Annotated in this window: 26 protein-coding genes and 2 tRNA genes; 3 read left to right on the forward strand and 25 right to left on the reverse strand. The window is 65.3% G+C overall.

Features of this window, described 5'->3' with window-relative positions; translation table 11 throughout:
- Positions 1 to 121: 121 nt before the first annotated feature.
- From rpsB to glmS, 18 genes are all read right to left on the reverse strand, one after another.
- Complete coding sequence (rpsB, locus tag BLR57_RS07735; protein ID WP_089696226.1) at positions 122 to 910, reverse strand: 30S ribosomal protein S2; 789 nt, start codon at positions 908 to 910, stop codon at positions 122 to 124.
- Positions 907 to 2106 carry a phosphopyruvate hydratase gene (eno, locus tag BLR57_RS07740; RefSeq protein ID WP_089696230.1) on the reverse strand — a complete coding sequence of 400 codons (1200 nt, stop codon included), beginning with the start codon at positions 2104 to 2106 and terminating at the stop codon, positions 907 to 909. The genes rpsB and eno overlap by 4 nt, the downstream gene beginning before the upstream one ends.
- Before the next feature lie 4 nt (positions 2107 to 2110).
- Positions 2111 to 2290, reverse strand: a complete 180-nt coding sequence (locus BLR57_RS07745; protein ID WP_089696233.1) for a DNA-directed RNA polymerase subunit K — start codon at positions 2288 to 2290, stop codon at positions 2111 to 2113.
- The gene (locus BLR57_RS07750; RefSeq protein WP_089696236.1) at positions 2290 to 2484 is read right to left on the reverse strand and encodes a DNA-directed RNA polymerase subunit N; all 195 of its coding nucleotides are present in this window, start codon (positions 2482 to 2484) and stop codon (positions 2290 to 2292) included. Before BLR57_RS07750 ends, BLR57_RS07745 begins: the two co-directional genes overlap by 1 nt.
- 12 nt (positions 2485 to 2496) lie before the next feature.
- On the reverse strand, positions 2497 to 2895 hold the full coding sequence (locus BLR57_RS07755) for a 30S ribosomal protein S9 (protein ID WP_089696239.1): 399 nt from the start codon (positions 2893 to 2895) through the stop codon (positions 2497 to 2499).
- Entirely contained in the window at positions 2889 to 3326 is a 438-nt protein-coding gene (locus BLR57_RS07760; protein WP_089696243.1) for a 50S ribosomal protein L13, read from the reverse strand. The genes BLR57_RS07755 and BLR57_RS07760 overlap by 7 nt, the downstream gene beginning before the upstream one ends.
- Entirely contained in the window at positions 3323 to 3673 is a 351-nt protein-coding gene (locus BLR57_RS07765; RefSeq protein WP_089696247.1) for a 50S ribosomal protein L18e, read from the reverse strand. Before BLR57_RS07765 ends, BLR57_RS07760 begins: the two co-directional genes overlap by 4 nt.
- Before the next feature lie 24 nt (positions 3674 to 3697).
- Positions 3698 to 3782 (reverse strand) — tRNA-Leu (locus tag BLR57_RS07770).
- Positions 3783 to 3927: 145 nt separating this feature from the next.
- Entirely contained in the window at positions 3928 to 4677 is a 750-nt protein-coding gene (locus BLR57_RS07775; RefSeq protein ID WP_089696251.1) for a DNA-directed RNA polymerase subunit D, read from the reverse strand.
- A 7-nt stretch (positions 4678 to 4684) separates the two neighbouring features.
- Positions 4685 to 5074 (reverse strand): 30S ribosomal protein S11, encoded by a 390-nt coding sequence (locus BLR57_RS07780; RefSeq protein ID WP_089696254.1) that lies wholly within the window; start codon positions 5072 to 5074, stop codon positions 4685 to 4687.
- 6 nt (positions 5075 to 5080) lie between these two features.
- Entirely contained in the window at positions 5081 to 5608 is a 528-nt protein-coding gene (locus tag BLR57_RS07785) for a 30S ribosomal protein S4 (protein ID WP_089696258.1), read from the reverse strand.
- Entirely contained in the window at positions 5608 to 6126 is a 519-nt protein-coding gene (locus BLR57_RS07790; protein ID WP_089696261.1) for a 30S ribosomal protein S13, read from the reverse strand. The genes BLR57_RS07785 and BLR57_RS07790 overlap by 1 nt, the downstream gene beginning before the upstream one ends.
- 20 nt (positions 6127 to 6146) lie before the next feature.
- Positions 6147 to 6231: transfer RNA gene (locus tag BLR57_RS07795), tRNA-Ser, on the reverse strand.
- Positions 6232 to 6445: 214 nt separating this feature from the next.
- Positions 6446 to 7489 (reverse strand): L-malyl-CoA/beta-methylmalyl-CoA lyase, encoded by a 1044-nt coding sequence (gene citE / locus BLR57_RS07800; RefSeq protein WP_089696263.1) that lies wholly within the window; start codon positions 7487 to 7489, stop codon positions 6446 to 6448.
- 48 nt (positions 7490 to 7537) lie between these two features.
- Positions 7538 to 8632: a 2-methylfumaryl-CoA hydratase gene (mch, locus tag BLR57_RS07805; protein ID WP_089696266.1), complete on the reverse strand. Its 1095-nt coding sequence runs from the start codon at positions 8630 to 8632 to the stop codon at positions 7538 to 7540.
- A complete protein-coding gene (locus BLR57_RS07810) occupies positions 8625 to 9905 on the reverse strand; it encodes a methylaspartate ammonia-lyase (protein WP_089696269.1) in 1281 nt (426 codons plus the stop codon). The genes mch and BLR57_RS07810 overlap by 8 nt, the downstream gene beginning before the upstream one ends.
- Complete coding sequence (locus BLR57_RS07815) at positions 9896 to 11341, reverse strand: methylaspartate mutase subunit E (protein WP_089696273.1); 1446 nt, start codon at positions 11339 to 11341, stop codon at positions 9896 to 9898. The genes BLR57_RS07810 and BLR57_RS07815 overlap by 10 nt, the downstream gene beginning before the upstream one ends.
- Positions 11341 to 11787: a methylaspartate mutase subunit S gene (gene glmS, locus BLR57_RS07820; RefSeq protein WP_089697629.1), complete on the reverse strand. Its 447-nt coding sequence runs from the start codon at positions 11785 to 11787 to the stop codon at positions 11341 to 11343. The genes BLR57_RS07815 and glmS overlap by 1 nt, the downstream gene beginning before the upstream one ends.
- A gap of 150 nt (positions 11788 to 11937) precedes the next feature.
- On the opposite strand from glmS, the gene mct reads away from it, so the two are divergent.
- Both mct and BLR57_RS07830 read left to right on the forward strand, forming a co-directional pair.
- On the forward strand, positions 11938 to 13182 hold the full coding sequence (mct, locus tag BLR57_RS07825; RefSeq protein WP_089696276.1) for a succinyl-CoA:mesaconate CoA-transferase: 1245 nt from the start codon (positions 11938 to 11940) through the stop codon (positions 13180 to 13182).
- A 114-nt stretch (positions 13183 to 13296) separates the two neighbouring features.
- Positions 13297 to 13851 (forward strand): GNAT family N-acetyltransferase, encoded by a 555-nt coding sequence (locus BLR57_RS07830; RefSeq protein WP_089696280.1) that lies wholly within the window; start codon positions 13297 to 13299, stop codon positions 13849 to 13851.
- A 3-nt stretch (positions 13852 to 13854) separates the two neighbouring features.
- Here the strand turns inward: BLR57_RS07830 and moaA are convergent, their stop codons facing one another.
- Positions 13855 to 14820 carry a GTP 3',8-cyclase MoaA gene (gene moaA / locus BLR57_RS07835; RefSeq protein ID WP_089696283.1) on the reverse strand — a complete coding sequence of 322 codons (966 nt, stop codon included), beginning with the start codon at positions 14818 to 14820 and terminating at the stop codon, positions 13855 to 13857.
- Between the two features lie 250 nt (positions 14821 to 15070).
- Here moaA and BLR57_RS07840 point away from each other — a divergent pair, with 250 nt between their 5' ends.
- Entirely contained in the window at positions 15071 to 15919 is an 849-nt protein-coding gene (locus BLR57_RS07840; RefSeq protein ID WP_089696286.1) for an eIF2B alpha/beta/delta subunit family protein, read from the forward strand.
- 126 nt (positions 15920 to 16045) lie between these two features.
- Here BLR57_RS07840 and BLR57_RS07845 read toward each other — a convergent pair whose 3' ends face one another.
- From BLR57_RS07845 to BLR57_RS07870, 6 genes are all read right to left on the reverse strand, one after another.
- Positions 16046 to 17167, reverse strand: coding sequence for a Gfo/Idh/MocA family protein (locus tag BLR57_RS07845; RefSeq protein WP_089696288.1), 1122 nt, complete (start codon positions 17165 to 17167; stop codon positions 16046 to 16048).
- Between the two features lie 2 nt (positions 17168 to 17169).
- Positions 17170 to 18138, reverse strand: coding sequence for a sugar phosphate isomerase/epimerase family protein (locus BLR57_RS07850; protein ID WP_089696291.1), 969 nt, complete (start codon positions 18136 to 18138; stop codon positions 17170 to 17172).
- A gap of 56 nt (positions 18139 to 18194) precedes the next feature.
- A complete protein-coding gene (locus BLR57_RS07855; protein WP_089696294.1) occupies positions 18195 to 19301 on the reverse strand; it encodes a CNNM domain-containing protein in 1107 nt (368 codons plus the stop codon).
- Between the two features lie 86 nt (positions 19302 to 19387).
- Positions 19388 to 20455, reverse strand: a complete 1068-nt coding sequence (locus BLR57_RS07860; protein ID WP_089696297.1) for a Gfo/Idh/MocA family protein — start codon at positions 20453 to 20455, stop codon at positions 19388 to 19390.
- 123 nt (positions 20456 to 20578) lie between these two features.
- Positions 20579 to 20782 carry a DUF8005 family protein gene (locus tag BLR57_RS07865; protein WP_089696299.1) on the reverse strand — a complete coding sequence of 68 codons (204 nt, stop codon included), beginning with the start codon at positions 20780 to 20782 and terminating at the stop codon, positions 20579 to 20581.
- A gap of 2 nt (positions 20783 to 20784) precedes the next feature.
- On the reverse strand, positions 20785 to 21966 hold the full coding sequence (locus BLR57_RS07870) for an ABC transporter ATP-binding protein (protein WP_089696302.1): 1182 nt from the start codon (positions 21964 to 21966) through the stop codon (positions 20785 to 20787).
- Between the last annotated feature and the right edge of the window lies 1 nt (position 21967).

Consider the following 21967-nt stretch of genomic DNA (forward strand, 5'->3'; position numbering starts at 1 on the left):
CGTCACCACTGGTGGCCACGAAGTAGTTCTTGTGTTGATACGAGACCGTGCGGAGCGTCGCTACTGACGGTCTCAGCGTGCGATAGAAATGAATCGAACCGTCTGAACTCGAAATCCCGAGTTAGATGCCGGCCTCGAAGTCGTCGAGGGCGTACGTGGGTTCGGCGCCGCGGCGGTCGAGCGTCTCGTTGGCCAGCAGCCAGTAGACGACCGACAGTGCGCGACGACCCTTGTTGTTCGTCGGGATGACGAGGTCGACGTTCGACGTCTGGTTGTTCGAGTCACACATCGCGATGACCGGAATCCCGACGGTGATAGCCTCTTTGACGGCCTGGCTGTCACCGATGGGGTCCGTGACGACCACGACGTCCGGCTCGATGTAGCCGTCGTAGTCGGGGTTCGTCAGCGTGCCCGGGATGAACCGCCCGGTACGGGCGCGCGCGCCGATGGCGTCGGCGAACTTCTTCGCCGGGAACCGACCGTACTGGCGCGACGAGGTGACGAGCACCTGTTCGGGGTTGTAGTTGGCGAGGAAGTCGGCGGCCGTGCGGACGCGCGAGTCGGTCTGACTCACGTCGAGCACGTACAGGCCGTCGTCTCGGACACGGTGGATGAACCGTTCCATGTCCTTCGTCTTCTGCTGGGTACCGATGTGGACACCAGCAGAGAGATAGTCCTCGACCGGGATGAGGAGGTCTGCCTCGTCGTCGGGCATGACGTCCTCGTCGAACGTGGGTTCTTCTGTTTCTTCGGCCTCGGCGGCAGCCTCGTCGGCTTCCCCCTCGGCGGGCAGGTCCTCTTCGGCGGAGACGTCGGGATCGACAGTCGGGTCTGCACCGGCCTCTTCGACCGGCTCCGCGTCGATCTCCTCCTCCGCGGCTTCGAGTGCTTCGTTGTCGTTTTCGCTCATACAGCGTCCTCCGCGATGCGGATGAGTTCGTTGAGTTTGGCAGTTCGCTCGCCCTGGACGGTGCCCGTCTTGATGAACGGGGCGTCGGTCGCCACGGCGAGGTGTGCGATGGTCGTATCCTCCGTCTCACCGGAGCGGTGAGAGACGACGGACTTGTAGCCGTGCTCGGTCGCCAGTTCGATGGCGTCGAAGGCGTCGGTCAGCGTGCCGATCTGGTTCGGCTTGATGAGGATGCTGTTGCCAGCCCCCTTGTCGATGCCCTCCTGCAGGCGCGACACGTTCGTCACGAACAGGTCGTCGCCACAGATGAGCGTCTGGTCACCGACGCGGTCGGTGAGTTCGGCGAACGCCTCGTAGTCGTTCTCGTCGAGGGGGTCCTCGACGTACGCGAGGTCGTAGTCCGTCACCAGCTCGGCGACGTAGTCGATCTGTTCGTCGACCGACTTCGTCTCGTCGCCGTAGTGGTATTCGCCGTCCTCGTAGAGTTCGGCTGCGGCCATGTCAAGTCCGAACTTGATCTCGAAGCCGCGGTCGTCTGCGACCCGCTCGACGGCTTCCTCCATGATGTCGAAGGCCTCGGCGTCGTCGACGGCGGGTGCCCAGGCACCCTCGTCGCCCTTCGCCGCGGGCACGCCGCGCTCGTCGAGGATGTCGGCGGCGGCGGCGTGGACCTCGGCGTTGGCGAAGACGGCCTCGGCGACGCTCGGCGCGCCGACGGGGGCCGCGAGGAACTCCTGGATGTTGGTGGCGTCCTTCGCGTGTTCGCCACCACCGATGACGTTCCCGAGGGGAATCGGGAAGTTGTCGCCCCGGAACGCGCCACCGAGATGCTGGTACAGCGGCGCGCCGAGCACGTCGGCACCGGCCTTCGCGGCCGCCATCGAGATGGCGACGGCCGAGTTGGCACCGATCTCCGAGAAGTCCTCCGAGCCGTCGGCGGCGTGGAGTGCCGCGTCGACCTCACGCTGGTTGCCAGCGTGGACTTCGCCCACGAGCCGCGGAACCGCGTGCTCGCGAGCCGAGGCGATTGCCTCGCTCGGCGGGAGTTCGATGGCTTCGTACTCACCAGTGGACGCACCACTCGGTGCGGCCGCCCGGCCAAAGCCACCGGACTCGGTCAGAACGTCCGCCTCGACCGTGGGGTTGCCACGGGAGTCGAGGATACGGCGCAGGCGAACAGCAGTGATGAGCGTCATCGTTCTACTGTGCACCCCGCTTGACCGTAAATGGTAGCACGCCTGCGTCGTACTCCTCGGCGGCGATCAGGATCGGCTCCGTCTCGTCCGTGTCGATGAGCACCGGCGCGCCGTACGACACCTGCAGAGCGCGTGCTCCGAGGATTCGGGCTTTCTCGTAGCGGTTGTAGCGTTGGGCAGTCATCATTGATAGGGGGAGACGACGTCGACGAGGTCCTTGTGCGAGACCATCATCCGCCGGCAGCAGTGGCGCTCAACGCCGAGCTCGTCTAAGACCTCGGCGGGGTCTTCGTCGCCGTCACGGGCGCGAGCTTTGAACTCTTCCCAGTGTTCGCCGATGACGTTGCCACACGTGAAACACCGGACGGGTATCATCATGGTGTGATCACCTTAGCGGTAGGACTTCTGGTAGCGTGCGCGGGCGCCAGGTCCGCCCCATTTCTTGGATTCGGACTGACGCACGTCGTTGACCAGCAGCGACCGGTCGAACTCCATGTACGCATCACGGAGCTCGGCGTCGTTGAAGTACTGGACGATGCCGCGTGCGATGGCCGTGCGGGTGGCGTCTGCCTGCCCGCTGAACCCGCCGCCGTCGACCTGCACGTCGATGTCGACTTCGCCGCGGAGCTCTTCGCCAGCGATGCGGAACGGTTCCAGCATCTTCAGGCGTGCCATCTCCGGTTCCGCCAGCTCGACTGGCTGGGAGTTGATACGCACTCGACCCTCGCCCTCGCGCACGGTTGCGCGAGCGACGGCGGTCTTCTTCTTGCCGCTCGTGTTCGTTACCATGTGACGTTAGCACCCAGTTTCTCGCTGATCTCCCCGAGGGAGATGAACTTGATACTCGACAGTCGGTCCAGCGACGTCTCTTCGAGCACTTCGCCGTCCTCGTCGAACGGGTTGCCCACGTAGACGCGGACGTTCTCGAGTGCCTCGCGACCGCGGGTCTTCTTGTACGGGAGCATGCCGCGGACGGCACGCTTGAAGATCCGGTCGGGCCGCTTCGGGTAGTACGGACCCCGGTCCGAACCGACGTCGAGCCGCTTGCGGTAGACGCTCATGATGTCGTCGTCGCTGCCGGTGATGACGGCGTCTTCGGCGTTGATGATGGCGACCTTCTCGCCAGCCATTGCGCGCTGCGCAACTTCGGAGGCAACGCGGCCGAGGATACAGTCCCGTGCGTCGATGACGACGTCTGCGTCGAACTCTGCGAGGCTCATTTAATCACCCGGACGTTCGAACCTTCGGGGTTCTCTTCTGCAATCTGTTCCAGCGACACCGTGCTGCCGACCTGTTCGATCTTCTTCCGCGCCGTGGCGGAGAAGTCGACGGCTGCAACGGTGACGTTCTTCTCCAGCACACCGCTCCCCAGCACCTTGCCGGGGACGACGACGGTCTCGTCCTCCTGGGCGTACCGCTCGATGCGGCCCAGGTTGACTTCCGCGTGGGTGCGCCGGGGCTTCTCCAGACGGTCTGCGATGTCCTGCCAAACTCCGGCATCGGATTCGCGAGAGACCGCCTTCAGCTCGGCGATGAGACTAGTGAGTCTCGGGTTTGTCTTACTCATGATGTAACCTCCTGAAAAAGGGAGTGCAGGGAGCAGGATTTGAACCTGCGGACTCCTATGAGACAGCGCCCTGAACGCTGCGCCGTTGGCCTGACTTGGCTATCCCTGCACGCATTCCGCTCTACTACACGCCCCTTAAAACCAGTTTCGGTACACTGTCGGCGTCCTCGCCGATGAGTGCCCCACACACCCGTTGCTCGGGGTGCCTCGGTGGCAGGCGAGCGCGTGGTGGTGGGTGAAGGGGACATGGGGTGTCAGACCGAAACTTTCTCTTCCAGTTCTGCTGCGCGCAGGTTGATCGACTCAACCGCACGCAGGACCAGTTCCTCGACCGTGAACGAGCCGTCCGTTTCCACGTGGAAGACGAACGCGCCCGGCACGTCGTTTACTGCGACTTCTTTTCCGGGGTATCGGTTGGTGAGGTCGTTGTCGAACTCGTCGGTGTGGACGAGTTCGCCGTCCTCGGTCTCGATGACCCCGCGCAGGATGTGTGGCTCCTCCTCGTCGAACTCGGGAGCGTCGCCGACGACCTCCACCTGCTGGAGGTGACGGTAGCCGACTGCCACGCCGCCCTGATGTTTGGCGTGGGACTTCCCGGATGCGAGAACCGCGTCGGCTTCGAATTCGAGCCGCTGGTTCTCTTTCAGTTCGATGATCGGGATGTTCTCGTCTGCCGGCTGGACGTAGTCGACCGACGACACCATGTCGCCGGAGTACGCCGTGGCCGGTCCTTCGACATCGAGCGCGAGCGTGACCGTCTCACCCTCCTCGAAGTCGTCGAGGCTCGTCGTCAGCGGCACGAGCCCCAGACGCAGCGCGATCATCTCGTCGAACATCACCGAGGAGTTCTCGACGAACCGGACCGTGTCGATCGAGAGCGTCGGAACGTCCGCGACCATCGCACGGCGGATGCCGTTTGCGATAGCCGGGGTCAGCCCTCGGACGAGGAAGCGTGCCTTCCGGTCGCCGCGTTCGATGAACTCGACGTCGAATTCGTGTGCCATGGGTGAGTTACATCCGCTTGTTCTTCGGCGCGCGCGTGCCGTCGTGCGGGATCGGCGTCACGTCTTCGATGCGGCCGATCTCGAGTCCGGCGCGTGCGAGCGCGCGAATCGTCGCCTGGGCACCGGGCCCCGGCGACTTGTTGCCGTTACCGCCCGGACCGCGCACGCGAACGTGCAGGCCCGAGATGCCTGCAGCCTTGACCTCGTCCGCGATGGAGTCGGCCATCTGCATGGCTGCGTACGGCGATGCTTCGTCACGGTTCTGCTTGACGACCGACCCGCCGGAGGACTTCACGATGGTCTCCGCGCCGGTCTGGTCCGTGACCGTGATGAGCGTGTTGTTGAACGATGCGTGGACGTGGGCGATTCCCCACTTGTCACCTTCGGATTCGCTCATGATTGATTACTCCTGTTCCTCCGCCCGTGCCGGGTGGAGATCGTCCGCGAGCTCCGAGTTCTCGTCGAAGCTGACGGTGTCTTCTTCTGCCACCTCGACCTTCTTGGACGGGACGGTGACACGAGCACCGTCGACCGTCACGTGGCCGTGGGTGATGAACTGGCGCGCCTGATTCGGCGTGTTCGCCAGGCCCTTGCGGTAGGCGACGGTCTGGAGACGACGCTCCAGCAGGTCCGTCACGTCGAGCGACAGGACGGCACTGATGTCGTCTTCCTCGCCGAGGATACCGAGTCGGCGGAGGCGAGCGACGAAGTCCGCGCCTTCAGCTTCGGCGACGTCGATGTCACCCTGCGCCTCACCGAGGAGGCGACGGGATTCACGACGGAAGTCACGAAGCTGGGACTGTGCCTTCCACAGTTCCTTCTTGTTCTTGAGGCCGTAGCGGCCCAGCAGATCTGCTTCCTGAGCGATACGCTCGCCCTGGAAGGGATGGTTCGGGGTCTCGTAGAACTTGGTGTTCTTTCCGGTTGCCATTATTCTTCACCACCCTCTTCTGCTTCTGCTTCTTCGCGGATTGCCTCCACGTTGACACCGATGGTACCTTCCGTACGACCGGTGGACTTCGTCCGCTGTCCGCGGACCTTCTGGCCGCGCTTGTGACGAACGCCCTTGTAGGAGCTGATCATCTTCATGCGGTTGATGTCGTGGCGGCGTTTCTGTTCGAGGTCGCTTCCGACTTTGTGGGTGGTCTCCCCGCTGAAGAAGTCCTTCTGGCGGTTAACCATCCACTCCGGGGCGTGGTCTTCGAAGTTCTGGACGACATCGGTGACTGCGTCGATGTCCTCCTGCTCCAGTCGACCGAACGTAGCGTGTCGGTCCACACCCGCGGCGTCGGCAACGATGCGCGCTGTGCGCTTGCCGATACCTTTCATGTCCGTCAGGGACCGCTCGACCGACTTCGTCCCATCGAGGTCTGTCTGCCCGATGCGGACGAAGTAACGGAGGTTGTCCTCCTCCTCGGCTGAGCCGTCCTGTGGTTCTTCTGCACTCATAGCTGGATGGATTGAGCGAGCGTTGCGGCGGGGATTCGAACCCCGGGGGCTTGACGCCACTGAGTTAGCAACCCAGCGCCTTGGGCCAGGCTTGGCTACCGCAACACGCGGTCGGTTATTGTCGCCCTACACGGACTCGGGACCCGACGCCCCTACAGTTGCTGCACTGGATACAATTCGTGGTCACTACTTAAGGGTCACGAAACCTGACCCGGCGTGGTACACTGACACGTGTCGAGAGAGTGCCGCAGCCCCGATGTCGGCCGTGTCTCTCTCGGTTGCAATACGACTCGAACAGACCGAAAAGCGTGGCCGCCACCTACCAGTCGGTGTCGACGGCCCGTGTCCGCCCCAGCAGCGTCTCGCCGTAGACGTCGGCGGCCTGCTCGGGAGCCGCCGCGTCGATGGCGCGTGCCGTCCGCACGGTGTTTGCGAACGTCTTGAACGTCGCCTCGTCGACCATCTGGCCGTCGACGGTGACCGCACCCGTCCCGCTCCCCTTCGCCTCCTGGAAGGCCTCGATGCGGCGGATGTCGCGCTCCAGTTCTTCAACCGACGGCATGTGCAACCGATTGGCCTGGGCGGTCTGCTTGGGATGCAGCGACCAGCTTCCATCGAGACCGACCCGTGCCTCGCGCTCCACCTGGTCGGCGTAGGCGTCGCCGTTGTAGAACCGCACACCCCCTCGCTCGCCGAACAGCTGGTCGAACGGGCCGCCGAGCGCGACGAGACCGTTCGCGCTCGCCTCGTTCGAGAGTCGCCACAGGAGGCTCTCCCACGTCGGTCCCGCCCCGCCGAGTTCCCGGCCACCCAACTCTGCCGTGTAGTCGACCGGGCCGAACACCAGCCCGTGCAGTCGCGACTCACCGCCCCAGCGGGCGATCTCCCGCAGGTCCGACACGGCTCGCCCGGACTCGACGATGACGCTCAGGCCGACGCTCCCCTCGGGATAGCCGTACTCGCGTTCGGCCTCGCTGATGACCGCTTCGGCGCGCTGCACGTCCTCGAGGCGGCCGACCTTCGGGACGACCACGCCGTCGACGAACTCGCCCACCTCGCGGACGAGGGTGTGAATCTGCTCCTCGCCTCGGTCGCGGAACCGCTCGTCGTCGTAGCTCCACTCGACGCGGGGCCAGATCTCACCGACGAAGTCGCTCTCGGGGAGCCGTTCGACGACGTTGTCGAGTGCCTCGGCTTTCATATCGGGGGCCGTCCCGTCCTCGATGTCGGGGACGAGCCAGTCGGGTTTCTCGAAGCCGGTGGCCGAGAGACCCGAGTCGAGATACTTCGCCGTGTTCTCGCGAGGGACGGCGGCCGGTGCGGTCTGAAACGTGCGGCAGAGCCGCGGGTTGTCTGTCGTCATGTGTGGTGTCGTGTCTGTGGTGTCTGTGTGGTGTTCGTCTCCCTGTGTTCAGTCCTCGCGCCGCCGAATCCGCGCCGTCCGCGTCCCCGAGTAGACCACCCGGTCGTCACCCGCGACGGCGTAGTGTTCGAAGGTCACGCGGCCGGTGTCGGCTCCGCTCGCCTCGTCGCTGGCGACGCTCACGTCTCCCGCTTCCGCGTCCGCGTCGACGACGCGAGTGAACGCGAACACGGTGTCGCCCGTGGTCACGAAGTCGTGGAACCGCTCGTCCTCGTAGCACACCTCCCGCCACGTCGCTTCGTCGGAGCGGGCGTGGCCCAACGCGATAGAGCGAGTGACGTCGCCGTAGACGACCATCTCACCCGAAGGAGAGTCGGCCATCATCTCGGCGTTGTGGTGCTGTCCCGCGGTGTTGAGCGTCCGCAGCGGTAGGACGGACATGAGCACGTCGTCGACGGTTCGGCCGCGTTCGTGGCGGTAGGCGACGGCGGCGTCTCGTCCCTCTACTCCCTCTAGAGCCTCACGGAAGTCCTCGAAATACGGGCCCGAAGGAGCGACGAGGTCGATCGGGAGCGAGGGCGTGGGCGACGTCGCCGTCTCCCCACCGTCGGTCGCAACCGCGTCTCCCGGCTCACGACGGGGCACCATGTTCGTCCGCGTGTAGGAACACAGCGGCTCGTCGGTCGCGACGTCGTAACTCGTGGTCTCCCAGCTCACGATGCCGTAGGCTGGCCGGGACGACGAGGTCCGTTTGTCCAGTACCCGAGATTCGACACGGAGGTCCGTGCCTGGAGAGACGGCCTCGCGGTGAAAGCGCACGTCCGTCCGCCCGAGGAAGTAGCCGCCCTTCTCGCTGAGATCTTCGACGCTCGGTCCCATCGTGCAGGCGACGAGGTAATCCGGGTGAATCGGCGGCTCGTCGAAGCCACGGTCGCGGGCGGCATCGGGCCGCCAGTAGGCCGGGTCGTGGTTGAGCGTCTGGCTGGTCCACAGGTCGTTGCCGTCGCGGGTCAGCCGCAGACCGGGCGCGTGTTCGACCGTCTCGCCCTCGGTGAAGTCCTCGAAGTAGCTCCCTTTCTCCAGGGTGTCGGCACGGGCGAGTGCCTCGGGCATCGCTGCCGTCCAGTCGACGTCGTCAGTCATCGGCGGGCACCTCCCGTTCCCCGACAGTCCGCTTCCGACGCGCCACCGTCCGGCGCATCTCGTTGGTCACGAGCATGAACCCCTCGTCGAAGCCCATCCCGGGCTTGGCGAGCACCTGTGCCGCCCGCGTCGCGAGCGCGACGTGCGCGCACGTACGTGCGGAGACATCTGTCTCGTTGCACGTCCCACCGAGATACGCCCGGGTGTCGGTTCCGCGGCAGGTCAGGACGGCCTCGGCACTGCGGTGAATCCCACCCAAGTCGGGCGTCTTCACCTGCACCACGTCGGCCGCACCGGCGTCGACGAACGCCTGCACGTCGTCGAACGTGTTGCACCACTCGTCGGCGACGACGTCGACGGCGACACCACCGTCTGCGAGACCGTCACGCAACTCGGCCATGGCCCGAATCTGTGTCTCCCGGCTCCCCTCGTCCATCGGTCCCTCGACCTGGAGCGGATAGGGCGCGGCCGCCGCACGCAGGTCGGCGAAGTAGTCGACGACCTCGGCGCGGTCGTAGGGCGGGCCGAAGACTTCTCCAAGAATCCCGTAGACGTCGACGTGGAACCGTGGCTCGTAGCCGTCGAGCCGAGTCGCACGCTCGGAGAGCCACCCTAGGTAGTCGCGGAGTCGTTCGCCCGACTCGCCGACCTTCTCGACACTGTTGAACAGCCCGTGAGGGAGCACGGGCACGCCCTTCAGGAGCATCTTCTCGGCGTTGACACGGCGGTCGTCGCCCGACTGCCCGAAGACCGGTATCGGTTCGGTCGCCGGTTCGACGTCGTAGGCGTCGGCGAGGACGTCGGCCATCGTCGTCCGCTGACTCGTGGCCGCCGCGTCCAACAACGCCTGGGAGACACCGTAGCGAATCGCCGTATGCAGTCGGTCACCGCCCTCCCCGGGCGTCATCGCTTCGACCAACTTCGCGTTGGTCAGGAACGCCGTCGCGTCGCGTCCGCGGAGGTTCTCGGCGACCGGTCCCTCCACTACGGAGCGGTACTCACGCGCCCGGAACAGCGGGTCGCGGCCACCGGCACCCGAATACTGCACCGCACAGCAGTCGCCGGTCGCGATCTCGCCGGACGAGAGTTCGAGTTCGACCGAGAGTGCCTCGCCGGCCTCGCGGATCCGACGGAAGCCCGGTGTCACCGGGTCGCCCCGGTAGTCGAATCCCTCCTGTTCGGCCCCGGCTTTGATGGCACGCTGGTCGTCGAAGAAGAATCCCGAGACCGTCGGGACGGCTCGCACCGACTCGATGCGGACGGTCACGTCCATCCCTCCGTGGAGCCTTTCGGTCGGCCGATGAGTCGGCCGTCGCTGATGGCGTCGACGTCGTCGGCGACCATCCGAAAGGAGCAGTCCCGGCCTTCGGTCTCGGCCCGCTCGTCCAGCCGATTTCGGTGAACCTCTTTCAGGTCGGCGGAGAGTGCGAGGTCGCCGAACTCCAGAATCCGGACCCGGCCGTCGTCGTCGCGGGCGGGCAAGACCGCGCCCTTCGCGCTCTCGCTGGGGGCGAAGGGCACGTCGAGTGCCCCGGTCTCGAACGCCCGGAGCGTGCCGTGGGCGACGTCGCCGTCGCCGAGGTCGAACACCGTGTCGAAGAGCGAGCGGGTGGAGCGTTCGATGAAGGCCTGTTCGTCGTCGATACCGTCGAGCGTCACGTCCTGTTCGATGAGCATATCGATGAGCTGTCGTGTGGTTCGCAGTCCGGCGGCGTTGGCCTCCATCGTAGGCACGCCTTGGAACTCCTGGGGCGATTTCGTGATGACCTTGTCCGGCTTCGCGACCGCAGCGGTCGCCCCGCCGAGACCGATGACGCCGTTCGCGCGAGCCTCGTCCGGCGGGAAGCCGCCCATCCACTCGTGGAAGACGGTGGTGACGGCAACGTCGTCCGGGAGATACTCCTCGCCGAGCGCCCGGAGCGCCCGGAGCGCGGCGACGTCCTGCACGAGGTTGCCGACCTGGCCGTAGCCGAGCGTGAGCGACTTCACACCCTGTGTCGCCGCCAACAACCCTTCGACGACGCCGATGGCGATGGCGATGGAGGGGGGAACGAGCGTCCCGGTCAGCGGGCCGAACGGTTCGCGGTTGATGCGGACACCGAACTCCGTGTAGAGCCCTGCAAGGCGGTCGACGAACTGCCAGTGTTCGATGGTCTCTCCCAGGTCGCGACGCTTGGTGTACGGGATGTTGTACGAGATGGGACCGCCCTCGAAGCTCTGGAAGCCGCCAGCGAAGGTGACGAGCGCGAGGAGCCGGGCGTCGGGCGTCCCGTGGCGCACTTCGATGGGGCCGGGGACGCGTTCGATGAGCTCGCGACAGCCGTCGACGCCGTGGTTGACGGCGGGGAAGCCGTTGAGCGTGTCCTCGCCGGACTCGCGGGCCTCGTCCAGTCCCTCCTGTGCCTTCCCGTACTCGTTGTCGCGGGTGTAGGAGTCGATGGTCGTCGGGAGCAGGTCGGCCCCGCCGTCCTCCCAGAGATGGGTCAGGAGGTCGACCTGTGGGTCGAGACGTGGCACGCCCGCTCGGGGCTGTAGCAGCGGCCTGTCGGCCGATTCGAGGACGTGCGCGAAGCGTTTCTCGTCGGGGAGCGTCTCGTGGTAGCCGAGGGCCTCCTCGAAGTCGACAGCCTCGGCTGTCGGCCAGTCTCCACGGAGTCGGTCGGCGATACGGCCGAGTTCGGACTCCGGGAGGCGTTCGTCCCGAACCATCAGGTGTAGGCGGGGACCGACTCGCGGTCGGTCTCTGTCGTCGAGATGTCGAGGTCGACACGGAGTGCGTCGATGGCCTCCTGGGGTTCCGTCTCCGAGTCGAAGACGCGGGTGAACCCCATCCGCTCGAAGCGACGGCGGGTCTCGGTCCACTCGTCCTGTCCGACGGCGAGGTTGCCGCCGATGTAGGTCGGGAGGTCGAGATCAGCCGCCGCGAGCTGCTCGTGGAAGCCGCGGCAGTCCTGCTCGGCGTGGCCGTAGAGCGAGGAGACCAGTACCGCGTCCGCGTCGTGGGCCGTCGCTGCGTCGACGAACTCCGCTTGGGACGTCTGGACGCCGAGGTTGACAACGTCGAACCCCGCCGCCGAAAGAGCCTGGTCGAGTATGGTGATTCCGACGACGTGTGCGTCGGAGCCGATCACGCCAAGGATGACTGTTCGCGGCATCATCGTGAAGGACCGTGAAGGAACAGATAAAGTTAATGATTTATAATGATAATATTCTTTAAGGTGTTTTACCAACCGGTGTGTCATATCCACACAAACTACATGATTAATGGGGTAGATTTTTCCCTCCTATCCACGACGGCGTAAGCCATGGCCGCGCTCAGCGACCTTCGGGTGCTCGACCTGACACAGGTGCTCGCCGGACCGTACTGCACGATGCTCCTCGCGGACCTCGGCGCGGACGTGGTAAAGGTCGAGCGTCCCGGCGGCGACCTCATCCGGTCGAATCCACCGTTCGTCCGTCCTTCGGAAGAGCCTGAGTCCGACGGCTCGTCGCCGTCGGAGCAGCCCTACGGTGGCTACTTCCAGAGCGTCAACCGCGGCAAGCGCTCCATCGAACTCGACCTCGGCAGCGACGAGGGGCGCGCGGACTTCCTCTCGCTCGTCGAGGCGGCCGACGTCGTCGTCGAGAACTACCGCGCGGGGACGATGGAGCGGTTCGACCTCGGCTACGAGACGCTCCGCGAACACAACCCCCAGTTGGTCTACAGCGCGATCCGTGGCTTCGGCGACCCCCGCACGGGCGAGACCCACCGCCAGGGCCAGCCCTCGTTCGACCTCGTGGCACAGGCACTCGGCGGCGTGATGGAGATAACTGGCGAGGAAGACGGCCCACCGACGAAGGTCGGTCCCGGCATCGGTGACCTGTTCACCGCGACGCTCAACGCCGTCGGCATCCTCGCCGCAGTCCACCACCGCGACCGGACGGGAGAAGGCCAGTTCGTCGACACCGGGATGTACGACAGCATCGTCAGCCTCTGTGAGCGGACGGTCTACCAGTACTCCTACACCGGCGACCCGCCGACGCGACAGGGCAACTCCCATCCGACACTCTTCCCCTACGACTCCTTCGAGACGGCCGACGGCCACGTCGTCATCGCCGCCTTCGGCGACAACCACTGGGAGGCACTCTGTCGGGCGATGGACCGGCCGGACCTCGCCGCCGACTACCCGGACGCGGCGAGTCGCCGCCGGAACCGCGAGCCACTGGGCGACGAGATCGCCGACTGGACGGCGAGCCGGACGAGCGACGAGGTCGTCGACGCGCTCGTCGGTGAGGTCCCCTGCGAACGGGTCCAAAGCGTCGAAGACGTCTTCGCCGACTCGCACATCCGCGACCGCGAGATGCTCGTGGAGGTCGACCAGCCCGGCACGGACGAGCGGGTGACCATCGCTGGCCAGCCCATCAAGATGACGGCGACGCCCAGCCAACCGGGCCGCCGCGCGCCACTGCTTGACGAACACCACGAGTCCGTGTTCAGCGATTGGGTGGCACAGCCCTCCGGTAGACGGACCGACACCGCGAGGGACGCAACGGACGCGGCCGACGACTGAGACGGCCGACGACGGCCACGTGGTCATCGCCGCCTGTGGCTGTCGCTGTACCACAGAGAGTAGGTAGGTCCCGCGACACCCAGCTTCTTGGTCCCGACCCCCCTCGTGAGAGCTATGCCCGGTCCAGCGGTTCTCGAAGGCGAGCGTATCACTCTCAACACCGTCGAGGAGGAGGACCTCGAACTGCTCCGCGACGGCGTCAACGACCCCAGCGTCCGCGTCTCCGCGGGGCAGGTCCTCCCGAGCAACGGTCTCCAAGAGCGCGAATGGTTCGAGGAGACCAGCACGAGCAAAGACGTCCTGCAGCTGCTCGTCGTCGTCGACGGCGAGTACGACGACCACGACGACCGCCGTGCTGGCGTCATCGAGTTCGACCCGATCGACCGCGAGACGGGTACCGTCGACGTCGCCTACTGGCTCCGCCCGGCCTTCCGCCGAAACGGCTACGCCCGCGAGGCACTGGAGTTGATGGTCGACTACGCGTTCGCCCAGCTCCGTATCCACCGTGTCAGCGCGGCCGTCTACGACTTCAACGAGGCCTCGATGCGACTCCTCGAATCGATCGGCTTCACCGCCGAGGGCGTCCAGCGGGAGAACGCCTACGTCGACGGCCGCTACTGTGACACGCACTACTTCGGACTGCTGGAGGACGAGTGGAACCGCGGGTGACCGTCAGGCCTTGACGCCCAGATACTTCTCGTTGAGGACGTACTCGCCGCTGTCGTTCTGGACGAGATACTCGCCGTAGTAGGGGACCCGGTTGGCGACGACCTCGCGGAACGTCTCGCGGATCTCGGCTTTCGTCATCTCACCCATCGACTTGAGGTCGTCGTTGCGGTTGAGACAGCCCTTCAGATAACCCTCGTGGGTGACGCGCACTCGGTGGCAGTTCGCACAGAAGGTCTCGTTCTCGACGGGGTCGACGATCTCGACCATCCCCTCACCGACGTAGTACCGCTTGCGGTCGTGCATATCGCGGGTCTCCACGCGGTCGGCGAGGTCGGCGAGCCAGTCGTGGACGCGTCCGATGTCGATGTTCCACTCGGGCTTGCCGGTCAGCTCGGGCATATACTGGATGAGCTGGAGCTGGAGTCCTTCGTTCTCGGCGACGTGGTCGACCATCCCCTCGACGTAGCCCGCGGTGTGTTTGAAGACGACCATGTTGAGCTTGACCGGCGTCAACCCCGCGTCGACGGCGGCGTGGACGCCCTCGATGACCTTCTCGTACGCGCCCGATTTCGTGATCTCGGCGAACGCCTCGCGGTCCAGCGCGTCCTGCGAGACATTGACGCGGTCGAGACCCGCCTCCTTGAGTGCCTCCGCACGGCCCGGGAGGAAGGTGCCGTTCGTCGTCAGCGAGGTCTCCATCGAGTCGGGCGTCCGGCGGATGATCTCTTCGAGGTCCTGTCGGAGCATCGGTTCGCCGCCGGTGAACTTCACCTTCTCGACGCCGAACTCCTCGACGACCTCCAGAAAGCGGACGACGTCGTCGGCACTCATCTCACTGTCTTGGGCGTCCATCGGCCCACGTGTGTCACCCAGTCCCTCGTTGTGACAGTAGACGCAGTCGAAGTTACACCGGTCGGTGAGAGAGATCCGCACCCCAGAGACCTCGCGACCGAAATCGTCCTCGAGCATTATACCTATTCTTCGTGGAAGTGTTCTTAAATGAAGCGGCGATTGCCCACTCCCCGTAACCAGAGTCGGTTACGTCTCCAGGGGAACGTTCGCCCTAACCGTCACAGTTCGTGGTTGCGATGAGACCACCGTGACGCCCCTCCGACGTCTCCGACGCTTCCGACGTCCCGGACGGTTTCCAGGGGTGTCGGGACTGTCTCGGATTCTCGCTCCCGGAAGGTCTTTTGCTCGAAGGGACGACCCTTCGAATATGATAGACGAGACAATCGAGGAGATCCGAGAGATGCAGACGCACTCCTCGTCTGTCGTCGCGGTGAAGGCCACCCGGTCGCTGTCGGCGTTGCTCGACCGTGACTACGCCACCGTCGACGAGTTCGAGCGCGACCTCGAACACAACACGGGCGCGCTCCGTCGGGCGAACCCCTCACACGCCTCCCTGCACAACGCGATGCGGGAGGTCGCCCGCAGCGTCGTCGGCCGCGCGGACTCCGTCGAATCGGCCAAGAAGATCGCGAAGTCGACCATCGCCCGCGTCGTCGAGGACATCGAGACGGGCAAGCGCAAAGCTGCCCGTAACCTCGCGGACACCTTCGTCGACGGCGAGACCTTCCTCACGCACGATTACTCCTCGACCGTGCTGGAGGGGGTCGAACTCGCCGCGAGCGAGGGCATCCACACGACCGCCTACATCACCGAGGCCCGGCCGCGCTACCTCGGCCGGAAGACCGCCCGCACGCTCGCCGAGATCGACCGCGTCGACCCGCATCTGATGGTCGACGGTGCCTCGGGCACGTATCTGCCCGAATGCGACCGCGTCGTCATCGGCATGGACTGCATCGTCGATGACACCCTCTACAACCGCGTCGGCACCTTCCCGCTCATCGCCACCGCCCACCGCCTCGACGTCCCCGTCACCGTCGCCGGAAGCGGCGCGAAGATTATCGAGGACGGCTTCGCCTTCGAGAACGAGTACCGCCCGGCCAGCGAGGTGCTTCTCGAACCGACCGAGGGTGTCATCATCGAGAACCCCGCCTACGACGCGACCCCGGTCGACCTCATCGACGAGGTCGTCACCGACGACGGCGTCCGCGAGTTCTGAGCCGACACGCCACTCTCGCCGCTCTCGACTCTGTTCTCTCAAAAAACACGTCCCGAAGCTGTTCTGCTGGCTTAGTCCAACGAGACCCACTCGCCTCGAAGACTGCCTCGCAGGTGTCGCGCTGACCTACGTCAGCGAGACCCACTCACCAGTCTCGTCACTTCGCTCGATGGCGTCCAGCACGCGCTGGACCTCGTAGCCGTCCTCGAACGACGGATGGAACTCCGCATCGTCGCGGACGGCCGAGAGGAACTCGTAGTTCTCGTGGACGAAGGTGTGTTCCCAGCCGATGACGTGGCCCGGCGGCCACCAGTGCTCCAGATACGGGTCGGACTCGTCGGTGACGAGGATGGTCTCGTAGCCGCGGTGGTCCGCACCCTTGTACTCCAGTTCGTTCAGCCGTTCGAGCGAGAACTTCAAACTGCCCTCCGAGCCGTGAATCTGGATGGTGTGGTCGTTCTTGTGGCCGTCCGTCACGCGAGAGGCCTCGAACGTCCCGATGGCACCGGACTCGTACTCCGCCTGTGCGGTGTAGGCGTCGTCGACGGTGACCGGCCGGGTCTCGTCGCTCCCGGCGACGGGGCGCTCCTCGACGAACGTTTGAAGTTGTCCCGAGATTCGGTCGATTTCGCCGACTTCGTCGCCGACGAGGAAGCGCGCGAGGTCGATGGTGTGGGCACCGAGGTCGCCGAGCGCGCCGCTTCCTGCCATCTCCTCGTCGTTGCGCCACGACCACGGAGCCTCGGGGTCGACGAGCCAGTCCTGGAGATAGCGGCCGCGAACCTGGTGAATCTCGCCGAGCTTGCCGTCGGCGATGAGGTTCCGCGCGTAGCGGATGGCCGGGACGAAGCGGTAGTTGAACGCACAGCCCGCGACGACGCCCGCGTCGGCCGCGGCGTCGCGCATCTCTTCGGCCTCGTCCAGGGTGGGTGCGAGCGGCTTCTCACAGAAGACCGGCGTCCCGGCTTCGAGTGCCGCAATCGACGGCTCGGCGTGGACGTGGTTCGGGCCGAGGTTGTAGAAGACGTCGACCTCGTCGACGACGGCTTCCCAGTCCGTGGAGGTGTGTTCGAAGCCGAACTGCTCGGCCGCCTCCGCGAGTGCCTCCTCGTCGCGGCCGACGAGCGTGTGGCGGTTCACGTCGGGCGCGTCGTCGAAGAACATCGGCAAGCGGGCCAGCGCGTTCGAGTGCGCCTTGCCCATGAACCGATAGCCCAGGACGCCGACGTCGAGTGGTTCGTCCGTCATGGTTACTCCGCCCAGTAGGCGTCACCGGGGGTGGTCTCGAAGACTGCGCGCTGGAGCAGGTCGACCGCCTTCTCCAGACCCTCCCGCGAGGAGGTCAGCGAGTCCTCGTGTTCGATGCTGAGCGCGCCGTCGTAGCCGACCATCCGGAGCGTCGAGACGACGTCCTTCCAGTGTTCCTCGCCGTGGCCGTAGCCGACCGAGCGGAACAGCCACGAGCGGTCGAACTCCTCGGTGTAAGCATCGGTGTCGAGGACGCCCTTCACGTCGGCGTTGGCGTCGTAGACCTTCGTGTCCTTGGCGTGGAAGTGGTGGATGGCGTCCTGCTCGCCGAGGAAGCGGATGGCCTTCGTCACGTCGATGTCCTGCCAGTAGAGATGTGAGGGGTCGAAGTTCGCGCCGATACGCTCGTTCGTCGCCTCGCGCAGTTTCGCCATCCCGGTCGGTTCGTAGACGAGCATGTTCGGGTGCATCTCGATGGCGACGTCGACACCGTGGTCGTCAGCGAACTCGGCGATCTCAGACCAGTAGTCGACGGCGACCTCCCACTGGTAGTCGTGCGCCTCAGCGTGCTCGGTGGGCCACGGCGCGGTGATCCAGTTCGGCACCTCGTCGTTCGGGCCGCCCGCGGGCAGCCCCGAGAACCCGGTGACGGTGTTGACGTCGAGTTCGGCGGCGAGTTGGATTGCCTCGCGAAGCTCCGCGTCGGCCTCGGCCGCCGTCTCCTCGTCGGGATGCAGCGGGTTGTTGTGCGTCGCGAGCGCGCTCACTCGCATCCCGTGTTCGTCGAGGAGTTCCTGTAACTCCGCTTGGGCCTCCTCGTTGCCGAGGTACTGTTCGCGGTCGAGATGTGCATCTCCGGGGAAGCCGCCGCAGGCGAGTTCGACTGCGTCGACACCGAGACCGGAGAGGTATGTCAATGCGTCTTCGAGCGACTCCCCACCGAGGGGGACTGTGAGTACTCCGACGTCCATACGCGGGGCTACAACTACGCGACGAATAAAAGTTCAGGAGGAACCGATGGTTGCCGTCAGGTCGGCGACGCACCGCTCGGCGCGCCGCCGCCTCGCTGCGGCCGCTCATCGTCGGCCGCCTCGTCGAGCGGGTCGTCCAGTTCGCCCATCACCGACTCGAAGGCGTCGGTCGCGGTCAGGAGACCGACGACCTCGCCGTCGCGCATCACGAGCGCGAGTTCCTGACTCTCGGCCTGGAACTGGTCGATAGCGTCGCTGACGCTCGTGTTCGCCGCGAGCGTCATCGGCGGCGCGGCCAACTCCTCGACGTCGATCTCGCCGTTCGAGAACGCCTCAAAGTGGTTGAACACCGCGGGCATATAGACGATACCGCGGAAGTCCTCGAAGCCCTCGCCGACGAGAGGGAAGCGGGTGTGAGGGGTCTCGGAGACGACCTCGAGGTTTTCTTCGGGGCTGTTCTCCGTCGACAGCGCGACGATGTCGTCGCGGTCGACCATCACGCTCTCGACGGACTGGTCGCCGACGCGCAGCGCGTTCATGACCTCCTGACGACGTTCTTCGGGCAGTTCACCCTCGTCGAGCACGGAGCCGAGTCGCTTGTGAAGGTCCGCGCGGGACTCGATGGCGTCCTGTTCGGCCTCCAGCCACGCGCCGGTCATCTCCACGCCGAACAGCTTCAGCGTCCACTTGGCGACGGTGTCGCCGATGGAGATGATGGGCGAGATGAGCTTCGCGAACCAGTAGAGCGGGGTGGCCCCGTACTTACAGACGAACTTGGTCCGCTCGACGCCGAGGTAGGTCGGCGTCTGCTCGCCGTGGGTCAGGTGTACGAGGTTGATGATGATGAAGGCGAGAATCCCCCCGGCCCCGATGGAGGTGAGTGCCGGGTTCGTCAGATACGGCTCGAACAGCGCGGCCAGCGCGGGCTCGGCGACGATACCGACCGCGATGGACGACGCCGTAATCCCGACCTGGCAGCTCGTCAGATAGATCTCGAGGTCGTCGGTCATCTCCCACGCCCGACGCAGCCCCGGCGTGTCGAACTCGTCTTCGGAGTACTGTCGGACCCGTGTCAACGCGAACTCGATGGCGACGAAGAACCCGTTCGCCAGGATGAGCGCGAGCCCGGCGACGAGACGTAGCGACAGCTCTGCGATTTGCATCACTCACGGCTTCACGTCTCACGCCTAAAAATCGTGTGGCCACAGCGAGGACCGATTCCGGCTCGACGGCCGTTCGGAGTCGGGTCCTACTCGTCCAGACGGACGGCGCGGCCGGTCTCCGAGGACTCGTAGATGGCGTCGATGACGCGTTGGACCGCCAGCCCCTGCTCGACGGTGTTGCGGTCGGGTGCCTCACCGTCTTCGACGGCCTGGACGAACAGCTTCTGTTCCTCCGCGTGGGTCGTCACCGACCGCGTGTCGACGGTCGTATCGGTGAGATGGTTCGCACCGCCCTGTCCGGACTCGTAGAGGGTGAGTTCCTGGGCCGCGCGGTCGAAGTTCGCGCCAGCCTCGGTGCCCTGGATGAGGAACTCGTCGTTTGTGGGGCGGTTGACGGCCCACGCGACTTCGAGCGAGACGGTCGTGCCGTCGGCGGTGCGGAGGAACGCGCTCGCGGAGTCGTCGACGTCGAAGCCCTCCGGGCCGGTGTCTTCGCCCCACATCTCGACGAAGGCGTAGTCGTCACGGCCGCCGAACTGCGAGCGGGTGACGCCCGAGACCTCGACGATCTCGGGGAAGTCGAGGAAGTAGAGCGCGAGGTCGATGGCGTGGACGCCGATGTCGATGAGGGCACCGCCGCCGGAGATCTCCTTGTTCGTGAACCACGAGCCGCGGCCGGGGACGCCGCGGCGACGGACGTAGTTCGCCTCGACGTGGGTCACGTCGCCGAAGCGGCCCTCGTCCTGGTAGTGCTTGAGGACTTCGACGGGGTTGGCAAAGCGGTTGTTGAAGCCGACCATACAGAAGCCCTCGGCCTCCTCGGCCGCGGCGGCGATGCGTTCGGCGCTTTCGAGGCTGTGTGCCAGCGGCTTCTCCAGGAGGACGTCGACGCCAGCTTCCAGCGCGGAGATCGCGTACTCCTCGTGGAACCGGTTCGGGGTCGTGATGATGACGGCGTCGACGACCTCGTACAGCTCCTCGTCGCTCTCGTAGGCGAGTGCGTCGAACTCCTCGGTGAACCGCTCGCGGGCCTCTTCGGCGATGTCGACGCCGCCGACGAGGTCGGCGTCGAGGTTCTCGAGCTGGGTGGCGTGGTGGTGGCCGATGTTCCCAAGCCCGACGATTCCGATGCGTGGGGGACGGTCGTTGCTCATCGTGGTGAAGTTTACTCAAAGAATAGTTAAGTTACTCGTTCTCCGCAAGCGGGCGTGATACCGACAGTAACCCCGCGAAAGCAGGACTCGACGGCCGTGAGAACCGAGAAAACGGTGCGCGCGTCAGTAGAGCTGCTGTTCGCGCTCGGAGCGTTCTTCTTCCTCTTTCTTCTCCTCTTTGAGCTTCCGTCGCCCGCGGAGGAACTGCCGTCCCTTCGGGATGTAGATGGACCGGAGGTCCATCACGAACCGCACCACCCCGTAGGCCCACGGCAGGAACAACAGGCTGACGAGCACGATGTACAGCACGCCGGAGTCGGTGACCATCGCTAGTCGTCGCTCTCGGCTTCGGTCTGGGTAGTGCTTTCGGGTGTCGTCGGCTTGACCAGACCGTGCTGGATGGCGTCCCCGTTGTTCGTGTCGAACAGGTGGATCTTGCTGCGGTCGAGGACGACCTCGACGTCTTCGTCCTCCGAGATGTCGCTGTCGGGGTCGACGCTCATGAGCAGCTGGCTGTTCGAGGCCGTCTGCGTCATGTTCATATCGGCGTCCTCGTCGAGCATGAGGTAGATGAAGATCTCGTCACCCATCGGCTCCAGCACGTCGCTGACGGCCGAGATTTCGGCGGTCGGGTGCGAGATGCTCCGACCTTCGTCGATCGGGAAGACGTCCTCCGGCCGGATGCCGAGCGTGACTTCGTCACCGACGTTGACACCCATCTGTGCGGGGTCGAACTCGATGTCGAAGTTCTTCGAGGTGAAGCCGCTTTCCGTGACTTCGCCCTCGATGAAGTTCATCGACGGCGAGCCGATGAAGCCCGCGACGAACAGGTTCTTCGGCTCGTTGTAGCAGACCAGCGGCGGGTCGATCTGCTGGAGCTGCCCGGAGTCGATGACGGCGATACGGTCGCTCATCGTCATCGCCTCCGCCTGGTCGTGCGTGACGTAGATGATGGTCGTGTCCAGCTCCTTGTGGAGCCGCTGAAGCTCCGTCCGCATATGGACGCGGAGCTTCGCGTCGAGGTTCGCCAGCGGCTCGTCCATCAGGAACACTTCGGGGTTCCGGACGATGGCGCGGGCGATGGCGACGCGCTGACGCTGTCCACCGGACATCTCGTCGGGCATCCGGTCGAGCATCCCTTCCAGCTGGACGATGTCCGAGGCCTTCTGGACGCGCCGGTCGATCTCCTCCTTGTCGTAGTCGCGGAGGCGGAGCCCGAAGCTGATGTTGTCGTAGACGTCCATGTGCGGGAACAGCGCGATGTTCTGGAAGACCATCGCGATGCCGCGGTCCTTCGGCGGAAGGTTGGTCACGTCGTGACCGGCGATGGAGACCTTCCCCTCGGAGGGGATGGTCAGCCCCGCGATCATCTCCATCGTCGTGGACTTCCCACAGCCGGAAGGTCCGACGAGACAGATGAACTCGCCGTCGTGAATCTCGACGTTCATGTCGTCGACTGCCGTTACATCGTCGTACTGCTTGGTTACGTGTTCGAGTTTTACGTCTCCCATG

The sequence above is a fragment of the Halogranum gelatinilyticum genome (assembly GCF_900103715.1).
In the GTDB taxonomy this organism is placed as follows: Archaea; Halobacteriota; Halobacteria; order Halobacteriales; family Haloferacaceae; genus Halogranum; species Halogranum gelatinilyticum.

Coding starts and splice junctions, on each gene's coding strand:
- BLR57_RS07815 (WP_089696273.1), bottom strand. CDS start 11,341: ATGGTTCGGGACGAACGCCTCCCGGAGTCCGAACTCGGCCGTATCGCC.
- BLR57_RS07760 (WP_089696243.1), bottom strand. CDS start 3,326: ATGAGCCTCGCAGAGTTCGACGCAGACGTCGTCATCGACGCACGGGAC.
- BLR57_RS07810 (WP_089696269.1), bottom strand. CDS start 9,905: ATGGACGTGACCGTCCGCATCGAGTCGGTGCGAGCCGTCCCGACGGTC.
- mct (WP_089696276.1), top strand. CDS start 11,938: ATGGCCGCGCTCAGCGACCTTCGGGTGCTCGACCTGACACAGGTGCTC.
- BLR57_RS07775 (WP_089696251.1), bottom strand. CDS start 4,677: ATGGCACACGAATTCGACGTCGAGTTCATCGAACGCGGCGACCGGAAG.
- BLR57_RS07855 (WP_089696294.1), bottom strand. CDS start 19,301: ATGCAAATCGCAGAGCTGTCGCTACGTCTCGTCGCCGGGCTCGCGCTC.
- BLR57_RS07840 (WP_089696286.1), top strand. CDS start 15,071: ATGATAGACGAGACAATCGAGGAGATCCGAGAGATGCAGACGCACTCC.
- BLR57_RS07765 (WP_089696247.1), bottom strand. CDS start 3,673: ATGAGTAAGACAAACCCGAGACTCACTAGTCTCATCGCCGAGCTGAAG.
- BLR57_RS07860 (WP_089696297.1), bottom strand. CDS start 20,455: ATGAGCAACGACCGTCCCCCACGCATCGGAATCGTCGGGCTTGGGAAC.
- eno (WP_089696230.1), bottom strand. CDS start 2,106: ATGACGCTCATCACTGCTGTTCGCCTGCGCCGTATCCTCGACTCCCGT.
- BLR57_RS07790 (WP_089696261.1), bottom strand. CDS start 6,126: ATGAGTGCAGAAGAACCACAGGACGGCTCAGCCGAGGAGGAGGACAAC.
- citE (WP_089696263.1), bottom strand. CDS start 7,489: ATGACGACAGACAACCCGCGGCTCTGCCGCACGTTTCAGACCGCACCG.
- rpsB (WP_089696226.1), bottom strand. CDS start 910: ATGAGCGAAAACGACAACGAAGCACTCGAAGCCGCGGAGGAGGAGATC.
- moaA (WP_089696283.1), bottom strand. CDS start 14,820: ATGCTCGAGGACGATTTCGGTCGCGAGGTCTCTGGGGTGCGGATCTCT.
- BLR57_RS07870 (WP_089696302.1), bottom strand. CDS start 21,966: ATGGGAGACGTAAAACTCGAACACGTAACCAAGCAGTACGACGATGTA.
- BLR57_RS07750 (WP_089696236.1), bottom strand. CDS start 2,484: ATGATGATACCCGTCCGGTGTTTCACGTGTGGCAACGTCATCGGCGAA.
- BLR57_RS07865 (WP_089696299.1), bottom strand. CDS start 20,782: ATGGTCACCGACTCCGGCGTGCTGTACATCGTGCTCGTCAGCCTGTTG.
- BLR57_RS07850 (WP_089696291.1), bottom strand. CDS start 18,138: ATGGACGTCGGAGTACTCACAGTCCCCCTCGGTGGGGAGTCGCTCGAA.
- BLR57_RS07845 (WP_089696288.1), bottom strand. CDS start 17,167: ATGACGGACGAACCACTCGACGTCGGCGTCCTGGGCTATCGGTTCATG.
- BLR57_RS07830 (WP_089696280.1), top strand. CDS start 13,297: ATGCCCGGTCCAGCGGTTCTCGAAGGCGAGCGTATCACTCTCAACACC.
- glmS (WP_089697629.1), bottom strand. CDS start 11,787: ATGCCGCGAACAGTCATCCTTGGCGTGATCGGCTCCGACGCACACGTC.
- BLR57_RS07780 (WP_089696254.1), bottom strand. CDS start 5,074: ATGAGCGAATCCGAAGGTGACAAGTGGGGAATCGCCCACGTCCACGCA.
- mch (WP_089696266.1), bottom strand. CDS start 8,632: ATGACTGACGACGTCGACTGGACGGCAGCGATGCCCGAGGCACTCGCC.
- BLR57_RS07745 (WP_089696233.1), bottom strand. CDS start 2,290: ATGACTGCCCAACGCTACAACCGCTACGAGAAAGCCCGAATCCTCGGA.
- BLR57_RS07755 (WP_089696239.1), bottom strand. CDS start 2,895: ATGGTAACGAACACGAGCGGCAAGAAGAAGACCGCCGTCGCTCGCGCA.
- BLR57_RS07785 (WP_089696258.1), bottom strand. CDS start 5,608: ATGGCAACCGGAAAGAACACCAAGTTCTACGAGACCCCGAACCATCCC.